This window comes from Nostoc sp. 2RC (assembly GCF_014222165.1).
Classification (GTDB): Bacteria; Cyanobacteriota; Cyanobacteriia; order Cyanobacteriales; family Nostocaceae; genus Nostoc; species Nostoc linckia.
In genome coordinates this window covers 1-10,061 of sequence record NZ_JACKZU010000305.1, presented here as the reverse complement: position 1 = coordinate 10,061, position 10,061 = coordinate 1, and the positions used below count along the sequence as shown (strand labels likewise).

Here is a 10,061-nt window from a genome sequence, read left to right as displayed (position 1 = left end):
CTTCCCCCTTCCTCCTTTTTCTATCCGTCGAACTCACGTTATTTTTAAGGCTTGTATTGCGATTACCACCACATTGTTCCGGGACTACCTTTAAATGGGCCGACAATATCAGCAGTAATCCATCCCCCGTAAAAATCACCCGGTTGAGGCGTTACAAGCTCATCATTGACATAACAAGCATCCATTAAATTGGCAATAAAACCATAGTATTTTGCAATGGGAACAAAATCAGGAGTGGGGTCAAAATATCGCCAAGCTGCATATTTTAAATACTTCTCACCAACTTTGACATCATAATATTCATAGCGACCTTTCCATTCACACAAGCCTTTTTTTGGTGTTTCAATTAAATGTTCTAGTTTAATGTCTTCGGGGGGAAAGTAATAGGTAGGAGGATGGCTGGTTTCTAAAACTCTTTTACCTTTGTTAGTTTCCGCCAAAACAATCCCATTACAAATCACCCGCAAATGTTTATTAGTGTCTTCTAAAACAGCCGGACGCGGATAATTCCAAACTGATTCTTGACCGGGTTGTGGAGGAATAGGACTTGGTTTCATCATTGGTTTTTACTATTTTTAATCGGAATGATATAGGAATCCGGTTTGATTCGGAGAACTAATGGTTCATCGCATTAATTTTGCTGAGTGAATTAACTTTTTAACTTCTTTTCTTCTTCCTCTTTCTTTGCGTACTTTGCGTACTTTGCGGTTTGTTCCTTAAAACCCTCAGAACTAATGAGACAGACCACTAATAGTCTATGTCATTAATTTTGATAGGTTAATAAACGAACCGCAAAGGACGCAAAGAGCGCAAAGAAAGAAAGAAAGAAAGAAAGAAAGAAAGAAAGAAAAATTAAGAATAAGTTCACCTATCAGAACTAATGGGACAGACCACTGGTCGTAGAGACTCTTAACAGGGAACTTTTAACGGGCAACAGGAAAGTCGGTTTCGATGGGTTTGAGTCCCCCGCCTATAGGTGGTAAGTCTTGACGGTAGCTGAAATCTCCTGTCATAGACAGTCCCCGTTCCCTGTTAATTCTAATTACTTGATTTACTATCAGCAGACATCTTTGTAAGTCCTCCATGATAATTAATCAATTTAGACTCGGCTTTACCAATTCTAGTTAAACGAAACTGCCAATCAGAAATATCTTCGTAGCTGAGGTGGTGGGTGTCACAACTCGGTGTCCATAACCCGCCAACAATGGAGGGATCGTCAAAGCGCAACAGTCCTGATTTCCGGATGTTTTCCCCTTGGGGCGTTCCTGGTATGGGAGAAATGGCATAGGAGGCGACTTGAAATTCCAAATCGGGATTAATTTCTCTTAGTTGTCGATGCAGTTCTGAGACTGCTTCTTCGAGGCGGAGTAAACTTTCGTGGGTGTCATCGGGAAAGCCAATGATTAGACCATAGACAATCACGGGAAGACCTACTCTGACGATCGCTCGCATCATTTCACAATGCTGTTGCCAAGGAAGTAGCTTGCTATAAGATTGTGTACCAAAAACCGGACGTTCAGCAGGAATGTAACCCAAAAAGCCACCAACTTTGCCATCCCATCCCCAAAGTGCTTCTATGAGTTCTTCGTCCGGTGTGAGGTCTGTATGGTCGTAGTTGCGTCCCCTTCCCAAGGTTGCTTTCCTCAGTTCCAAACCATTAGGCCACAAAAGCGGCATTCCCATCTCTCTTGCGCCTTTGGTAATTTCCAAAACCTCTTCTCGCCCCCCTGGAAACAACACCCGACCGAGAAATTGATCGGAACCCATAACTGTACAACTTGCCCCTGCTTCCTTCTGACGAGCAATCCAATTGAGGGTAGTTTGGGGTGACATCCGCCGATAACCTGATGTGTAAGTTGGAGTCTGGCAAAAGTCACATTTGCGATCGCATCCAATGTCAGGATATACAGAGCCTATAGGTACGAGTTCTTGTATAAAAGGTTCTTCTGAATATTCTGTACCTAAACATTGCTTGGCTACTTCCACTGATGGTAATGCCCACTCATCTGGACTCATAGCTTTAGTGCGGGTTGGATAATAAGTACCATCAGCTAAAATTACGCCAGTGAGCTTTTCTCGTGGAGTTTTGCCGAGTACGTAATCAAAAATCGGCCAATTGGCTGCACCAGATTTATCTATGACTATAGCTGTTGCCCCTGCGTCGAGGTAATGGCGGGGTTCAGCAATGGCATCGGAACCACCAACCACCACTGGCTTACCTTTACTGGCAAGATGAGCGATGGTCATACAAGTCACTTGCCGTTCTTGGGTGTAGTTTACTGTTACCCCCCAAGCATCATAAGCTTCAGGGTCAATATCAGAAATCCTCTGCCCAACATAAGCTTTGGTGAGATTCATGCCTTTCCATGTGATTTCTCCAAAGGGTTCTCGACAATCGCCAGCTTTGAGGTTGACCAATTGAGCATCAAAACCGCCCGCTTGCAAATCGGACATTAAAACCTGCTTGCTGAGTAAAGTGTTGCGTCTGTATAAGGCAGTCCAATTGTTTCCGTCTGGGTCGTATAATCCCAAAGCAGGTACTTCTACAAGTCCAATTGTCGAAACTTTCTTTGCTACTAATGTCATAAGTATCTCCTGTTAAGATTTGACATTGTTAAAGATTGAGTCTGAGCATTATAGGGAGAAATGGAAAATTTAACTCATCCCCCGGCTTTACGCGGCGAGGATTTCGAGTCATTGGTCATTAGTATTATTAAACACTAAAAATCGCGTATAACTACTAATGACTAATAACTAATGACTAAGACGGCGAACAACGATTCATCCCATTTCTAGAAGGAATGGGCTTTTTCGCCGTCTTTGGTAAAAACTGCTATGCCTGAACCATGAATATTCTGCACAAAGAATTTGTGTAAAACATCATGTTGCTGTTAATTTTTGATATTTTGAACAGTCCTAAAACCTGCGTGTTGATAAAAATTGGGGCGGAACCAATTGCGATAATATTTTAAAGCTTCTGTACCGTTAGTTATCCAACATCCTCCTAACATCATATAATGTTTGGTGTCAAAGAAGATAGCGGAATTATCTTCGTAGAGATAATGAGGTTTATATCCTGGAAGAGGATTTAAATTATCGCTCAACCATTCCCAAACATTGCCTCGCAAATCGTACAATCCAGAGTAACTTTTGGCTGTTTCTAACATGCCAACAGGACTAGGCGAACCAAATTTTAAATTGAGATTGTAATTGCCTGTATCTTCTGGTAAATTATTGCCGTATGTTGCTAAATGATATTCTGCTTCGCTCATTAAGCGAGTATTTTCACCTTGCCAACGACAATAAGCCATTGCTTCATAGTGATTGACTTCCACTGGCCAATCTAAAGGTAGTTCCATTTCATCAAACATAGCTCGATATTTGTAATTGCCTTTTTCAGGTAACCAAAATTTGGGATGTTTAATGTTATTTTGAGTTTTCCAATCCCAAGATTCTTTATCCCAAAACTCTTGGTTTTCGTAACCACCAGCCTTAACAAAATAAATAAATTCGGCGTTGGTAATTAGATATTTACTGGCGAAAAATGATTCAACTTCAACAGTGCGATCGCCATAATCAATATCCCATCCATAAGTACCATCGTCAAAGGCTTTGCCCAGTTTGACTACTCCTCCAGAAACTTCGATTGTTTCATTTTCAGGAGTGTAACCATTAAAAGGAGCGTATTTCCAGTTTACAGGACGTTTAAGTTTTTCAATTGCTAGTTGGCGAATCAACATCGAAGAAGTTTCAATGTGAATTCGCTGGTGTTCAATTGCCATCATTAACGCCCAAAGGGGATGATGGGGATGAATTGGTAAAGTAATTGGGGTTGTTTTAATTACTTGGGAAATGATGGAATATGCTTGGTTTCGATACTCCCAAGTTTCGGCGACTGACGGCCAATTCAAATGAGCGATCGCTGCATTCAATTCCTCTGGTTTCTCTGGATCGACTCCAATTTCAAATAAAATTTCATACTCTGGATTCAGACGTTTTTCTAGCAAACCCACACGAATTAATTTATTGATGTAGAAAACGGCCGAATGTCCCAGATAAAAAATCAGTGGATTTCTCAACGGGTCGGGATTGATATAAAATGTATCTTCTCCAACCACACTTTCCATTAAGGTATCTTCTAGTTGCCAAGCATTCTCAAAGTAATTGAGGATGTCTTGAGAATTACAATTATCCAGTTTTGGAGGCTTAGTAGATTGTAGACTACTCATACTATCAAAGAATTTTGAATTTTAAATTTTGCGTACTCCTACAAAGAAGCAAGCTAAGGGTAGCATGTCGATATTTTTGGGGATAGTTCGGTTGTGAAAACGCAATTTTTCGCCTCTCCACATCAGGGTTTTGGGCTGATGTCCACTATTCCTTACTTCCCACTCGTTTTTTAAACATCAATTTCCGCTTGACAAAGAATTAACCCGAACCATCGTTGCGGATCTGTCCAAGTCTTCAGTGTCTTTAGTCTGTGCATCTTTAGTTGTTCTTGCATCATTGCTAAATCAAACTTGCGCGAAATTTCCGTGAGAATGCTTTCTCCCTGTGCAAAGGAAACTTGTAAATTCAATGCTGCTAAAGATACCTGATGACTCTTTTGGCAATGCAGATACATCTCAATTTGAGTATCAGTTTGGTTATAAATAGCTTGATGAGTGAATAAACTAAGGTCAAAATTACCTTGAAAACGCCAATTTAAATGAGACAGCATATTCAAGTTAAAAGCAGCTGTTATTCCTTGACTATCGTTATAAGCCGGCTCTAAAATTTCCTTGGGTTTTTGTAAATCAATCCCCAACAGAAAGTAATCTCCTGGTTGTAAAGTTTGAGAAATTTTTTTTAAAAAATTATCACATTCTTGTGGGTTAAAATTCCCTAGAGAACTGCCCAAGAAAAAAATCATTCGTGATGCGGCAAAAGTTGATTTCAGTTTTGCTAAGGCTTGTTCGTAGGTTCCAATTAAACCTTCAATAAAAAAGTTTGGATATTTCTGTTGCAGCTTGAGTACGCTAGATTGTAGGATACCACGACTAACATCAATGGGTATATATCTACAATAATTGGTAATTTTTTGGTAAGCATCTAACAAAAACAGAGTTTTCGTAGAACTACCACTGCCTAATTCTACAAGTTCACAAGCACCTGTGATTTGAGCTATTTCATCTGCATATTGCTGCAAAATCCATGCTTCTGTTCGGGTGGGGTAATATTCTGGTAATTCACATATTTGTTCAAATAATTCTGAACCGCGATCGTCGTAAAAATATTTTGGAGGTATACTTTTCGGTGTTCGAGTTAATCCTTGAATGATATCTTGCCCTTCGTTAGTCAGAGCTTGATAATGGTCATTCAAAATTTTTAGAGATTTTGTTAGCATTATCTGAATGTGTTGATTTCTTGATTTAATTCTTCAATATTACAGATTTAAAATTGAATAGCAAGCGTGATTTTGAAATAAATTAATAATTTCTTTCTATCTACTAAAAATCAGTCGGAATACTGTGGTATGTCTCTCATTTGAATAATTTAGCTATTAACTAATAATCCTCTTTCATCGCTGTACATTAGAGAATAAATTCATCCTTCGCAAGTGTTAGTTTTAAATACAAGAGGTTATGGAAAGCTGAGAAAAGCCGCTCTGAAGGCGTCTGTGGCGGATACTACTTGGCCAACACAGATTCCAAAAGCTAGCTACTAAACTTTCTGCAAAATTCACCCATTCAGAAAGCCAGACACAACAACAATTTTTATTTATCCAGAGAAATTAAAAAAATAGTAAATGGGTAAGAATAAACAAAACTATATTATTCAAACTTAGTCTTTTTCCAAACTAAATTTATGAAAGATAGTAAATTACAAATGATAATTTTCAGAAGTTACGTTTATTCGTGCTGTTTCAGTTACAGTTCGATTCATCAAAAAAATTGTACGTCAAGTGGCGATGCCCAAACCAAAACTGCTTCTTTGGTTTTGAATTATAAGTAGTATTAAAATACAAAAATTTTTTGGACAAATTCCCTGATATCGTGTTTGGTTAATCGCTTATTTTTAACCCATCTTTTAGTAAAACCCCAAAAGCCTCTTTCCCTCTGCTCTTCTGCGGTGTAAATGATAAGTCTTTAATCAAACACGATATGAAATGGTATTAACTGTTGCCCGTTAACAGTTCCCTATTTGCTTGCAATACAAAGTTTTAATTTATTTATGCTTAGCTACTTAGTGTCTGCAATCAATTCTGTGTAATTAATTGAGAGAAGCATACGGCGATGCCTCTACAGTAGGCATCGCGGATTTTAGATTGCTCGAATCTAAAATCCCAAATCGATTTAACGATTTAGCGCCGCAGCTTCCCTTGCTGCTGCTGCTTGATCTGGGTGGATACCCAAGCGTGTGAGATTAATCCGACCTTTATTATCAATTTCGCGCACTTTGATAATCACTTCATCGCCCACTGCGACTTCATCCTCAACTTTGCCAACGCGGTAATCAGCTAGTTGAGAAATGTGAATCATGCCCTCTTTTCCTGGCAGGAATTCAACAAATGCACCTATTGGTATAATCCGAGTTACGCGCCCTACGTAGACATCCCCTTCGTGGAGTTTGCGGGTCATGCCTTGAATAATACTACGTGCTTTCTTCGCTTTGCTTTCATCCACAGCGGAAATTGTCACGGTGCCATCGTCTTCGATGTCAATTTTTGCACCAGTCTCCTCTGTGATTCCCTTAATTGTCTTGCCTCCAGGGCCTATGACCAGACCAATCATGTCTGAATCAATTTTGATTGTTAGCAGACGTGGGGCATAAGGAGAAGTTTCGGTACGCGGTTCGCTAATGCAAGCGAGCATTTTTTCCAAAATGTGCAATCGGGCTGATTTGGCTTGGTGGACGGCTTGGGCAATAACGTCTAAAGACAGACCGGAGATTTTCATATCCATTTGCAAGGCGGTAATGCCAGTATCCGTCCCAGCAACTTTAAAGTCCATATCGCCCAAAAAGTCTTCAATGCCTTGAATGTCAGTCAAGACACGCACTTCATCTCCTTCCTTGATCAAACCCATTGCTGCACCACTAACGGGTTTGAGAAGTGGTACGCCAGCATCCATCAAAGCGAGGGTGGAACCGCACACAGAACCCATCGAGGTGGAACCGTTGGAAGAAAGTACTTCCGATACAACGCGAATGACGTAAGGGAATTGTTCTTTTGATGGTAGCACAGGCAACAGCGATCGCTCTGCTAAAGCTCCGTGACCGATTTCTCTTCTTCCAGGCGCACGTAAGGGTTTGGTTTCTCCCACTGAGAAGGGGGGGAAGTTGTAATGGTGGATGTAACGTTTGGATTGGTCGGTTTGCAAATCATCATTGAGACTTTGGGCATCTCCGGGTGTACCCAAAGTGCAGGCAGATAAGACCTGGGTTAAACCCCGATTAAATAAACCACTGCCGTGGACTCGCTTTGGTAACAAGTCTACTTGACAAGAAACCGGACGGACTTCATCGAGTTTACGACCATCAACGCGGACGTTATCTTCGATGATTTGCCGACGCATGAAGTATTTGGTAATGTCTTTAAATGTGTTACCAACTGCCTTGGAGTTTGTAGTTGCAGCCACTCGAATTGGGTCTTCTTCTGGCAGTTCGGCGATCGCAGTTTCAATTTTTTCCTTGACGACATCTAAAGCGGCATCACGTTCGGTTTTACCCAAATCAAATTGCGACAGGATTTTTTTAATTTCGTCGTTGGCGCGATCGCGGATATAATTTTCCAGCGTTGCGTCTACTTCTGGTGGTGCTTCTTGGACTAGTTGTAAACCAAGTTCTGCAACTAAATCTTGTTGGGCTTTGATTAAGTCCCGCACCGCTTCATAACCAAAGTCAATTGCCTCGATAATATCTCGTTCTGGCAATTGATTAGCTCCCGCCTCAACCATGATCACGCCGTGGGGCGAACCTGCTACTATCAGATCCAAATCTCCAGCTTCAATTTCCGCATAAGTAGGATTAATGATAAAATCATCACCTACTAAGCCAACCCGCACCGCTGCCATTGGGCCGTTAAAAGGAATCTGAGCAATCAAAGTGGCAATTGAAGCACCTGTAACTGCTAACACATCGGGTGGAACTAACTCGTCCATCGACAGTGTTAGGGCCACAATTTGCAAGTCATCCCGTAACCACGAAGGAAACAAAGGACGCAGAGGACGGTCTATTAAACGACTGGTCAGAATAGTTTTTTCTGGTGGGCGACCTTCCCGTCGCATAATTCCGCCGGGAATTCTACCAGCAGCATACAGTCTTTCTTCGTAATCTACTGTCAGGGGAAGAAAATCAATGCCTTCTCTGGCTTGCGATCGCGTAGCCGTCACTAAAACAGCTGTATCCCCTGATTCTATCAAAACCGACCCACCAGCCTGGGGAGCTAGTAAGCCTACTTTCAGTCGAATATCCCGTCCATCGAAGGATATTGACTTATCAACTTCAGCCATTCAGTTTTTTTTCCTTCTCTTTCGCTATTCTCTTTCTGTGGCAATCCTAACATTTATGCACTAGGGCTGACTTCTGGTGTGTACAAAGTTAACTGATGACTGTTGACAGATGACATATGACAGATGACTGTTAACCGTCAACCGTCAACAAATCTAAACCACGATACAACATCAGTGCGTCTACCACTTGCTGATTTTCTAGCTTGGCAGCACCGGGAATTCGCCCAATAACCTCAAATCCTAACGACTGCCAAAGTCTAATTGAAGCTATATTAGTTTCAAAGACCAAATTGAACATTACTGCTTCGTAGCCCAGGCTTGCTGCAATCTTGAGCATTGACTCTCCCATGAACCGCCCTATACCCTGACCCCGCAATCTAGCTTGTACAATAAAACCAGCATTGCAAATATGGCTACACCGACCGGGAAAGTTTGGCTTTAAATAAAATGCTCCTAATATTTCTTTTGGTTTTTGTGTACTATCTACAGCTGATGCCCTAACAACAAAGGCATCCTTGCTTAACCAGTAACTTGAAAATTCTGCTTGAGATAGAGGTTGCTTTTGAGGATAAGTTTTACCTTCAACAATTACACTATTTAATAATGCTCTTACTGCTTCCTCTTCTTGAGGATGCATATAATCTACTTCGTATTTTATCCCAGATTTTACATTTTTAACAATTGGAAAATCCATTATTATAACGTCTCAATTTAGCCATGAATTACCACTATATAATAATTGTAAAATAATACAATATATTAAATAATCAATAAATCTAGTTAAAATGTAGAAAATGAAATCTTAAAAATTGAAATTATTGAATTTGACAAGAATTTGAGTAATTAAAAATGGCAATTTTACACGGTAATTGGTTACTAAAAAATCAAAATGGTTGTTTATTTATTTGGGGAGAAACTTGGCGATCGCCACGAGTAAATTTGGCGTTAAACGATTCTCTAGAAATACCATTACATCCATTGGCGATGACTTTGCTTGAGTTAAGCGAGTGGCTGGGTTCCCAAAATATACCAATTGCCAACTTTATCCAGCAACCCCAAGTTGCTGTAGCTAGCACCGGGCGGACGCGCAAAGCAGCTAGTACCAGCGAGATGACTTTGCCGACTCACTTGGAGATAATTGCCCTACCAACTTATATATCAGACATATCACAAAAGAGCGATCGAGAAAAACCAGCAATTTTCCCAGTCCATTCTGCTAGTTTTGGACTAGAAACAGATTCACCACAATACTTACAACCCTGGCGAGTAGAAGGTTTTTGTCTTAATCCCGCCCAAGCAGTAAAATTTCTGGCTGCTGTACCTCTAAATGCAACTAAAGGGGAAGATGCCTTATTGGGGGGAGATTTACGCTTTTGGTCGCAGGTTGCCCGTTGGAGTCTTGATTTAATTTCTCGGTGTAAGTTTTTACCAACTATTAAACGCCAATCCGATGGTTCTACACTTGCTAAGTGGCAAGTACTCTTAGACAGTGCTGTAGACGGCACTCGCCTAGAAAAATTTTCTGCAAACATGCCCTTGGTTTGTCGCACATATCAAGAGGGATTGGGG

At 40.7% G+C, this 10,061-nt stretch carries 6 protein-coding genes and 1 pseudogene; 1 reads left to right on the top strand and 6 read right to left on the bottom strand.

Going from position 1 to position 10,061, the window contains the following annotated elements:
• Positions 1-62: 62 nt before the first annotated feature.
• The 6 genes from GNE10_RS26110 to GNE10_RS26085 form a co-directional block, all read right to left on the bottom strand.
• Positions 63-557, bottom strand: coding sequence for a DUF427 domain-containing protein (locus tag GNE10_RS26110; protein ID WP_185568093.1), 495 nt, complete (start codon positions 555-557; stop codon positions 63-65).
• A 481-nt stretch (positions 558-1,038) separates the two neighbouring features.
• Positions 1,039-2,586 (bottom strand): radical SAM protein, encoded by a 1,548-nt coding sequence (locus GNE10_RS26105; RefSeq protein WP_185568090.1) that lies wholly within the window; start codon positions 2,584-2,586, stop codon positions 1,039-1,041.
• A gap of 305 nt (positions 2,587-2,891) precedes the next feature.
• On the bottom strand, positions 2,892-4,229 hold the full coding sequence (gene ovoA / locus GNE10_RS26100) for a 5-histidylcysteine sulfoxide synthase (protein WP_185568087.1): 1,338 nt from the start codon (positions 4,227-4,229) through the stop codon (positions 2,892-2,894).
• A 170-nt stretch (positions 4,230-4,399) separates the two neighbouring features.
• The gene (gene egtD / locus GNE10_RS26095) at positions 4,400-5,386 is read right to left on the bottom strand and encodes an L-histidine N(alpha)-methyltransferase (protein ID WP_185568083.1); all 987 of its coding nucleotides are present in this window, start codon (positions 5,384-5,386) and stop codon (positions 4,400-4,402) included.
• 949 nt (positions 5,387-6,335) lie between these two features.
• On the bottom strand, positions 6,336-8,492 hold the full coding sequence (locus tag GNE10_RS26090; RefSeq protein WP_185568080.1) for a polyribonucleotide nucleotidyltransferase: 2,157 nt from the start codon (positions 8,490-8,492) through the stop codon (positions 6,336-6,338).
• Between the two features lie 130 nt (positions 8,493-8,622).
• Positions 8,623-9,186: a GNAT family N-acetyltransferase gene (locus tag GNE10_RS26085; protein WP_185568077.1), complete on the bottom strand. Its 564-nt coding sequence runs from the start codon at positions 9,184-9,186 to the stop codon at positions 8,623-8,625.
• Between the two features lie 155 nt (positions 9,187-9,341).
• Here GNE10_RS26085 and GNE10_RS26080 point away from each other — a divergent pair.
• Positions 9,342-10,061, top strand: a pseudogene (locus GNE10_RS26080) (ATP-dependent helicase); the annotation flags it as partial.

Bases quoted from the DNA above. Each gene is read 5' to 3' on its own strand.
- GNE10_RS26110 (WP_185568093.1), bottom strand. From the start codon at position 557: ATGAAACCAAGTCCTATTCCTCCACAACCCGGTCAAGAATCAGTTTGG.
- GNE10_RS26105 (WP_185568090.1), bottom strand. From the start codon at position 2,586: ATGACATTAGTAGCAAAGAAAGTTTCGACAATTGGACTTGTAGAAGTA.
- ovoA (WP_185568087.1), bottom strand. From the start codon at position 4,229: ATGAGTAGTCTACAATCTACTAAGCCTCCAAAACTGGATAATTGTAAT.
- egtD (WP_185568083.1), bottom strand. From the start codon at position 5,386: ATGCTAACAAAATCTCTAAAAATTTTGAATGACCATTATCAAGCTCTG.
- GNE10_RS26090 (WP_185568080.1), bottom strand. From the start codon at position 8,492: ATGGCTGAAGTTGATAAGTCAATATCCTTCGATGGACGGGATATTCGA.
- GNE10_RS26085 (WP_185568077.1), bottom strand. From the start codon at position 9,186: ATGGATTTTCCAATTGTTAAAAATGTAAAATCTGGGATAAAATACGAA.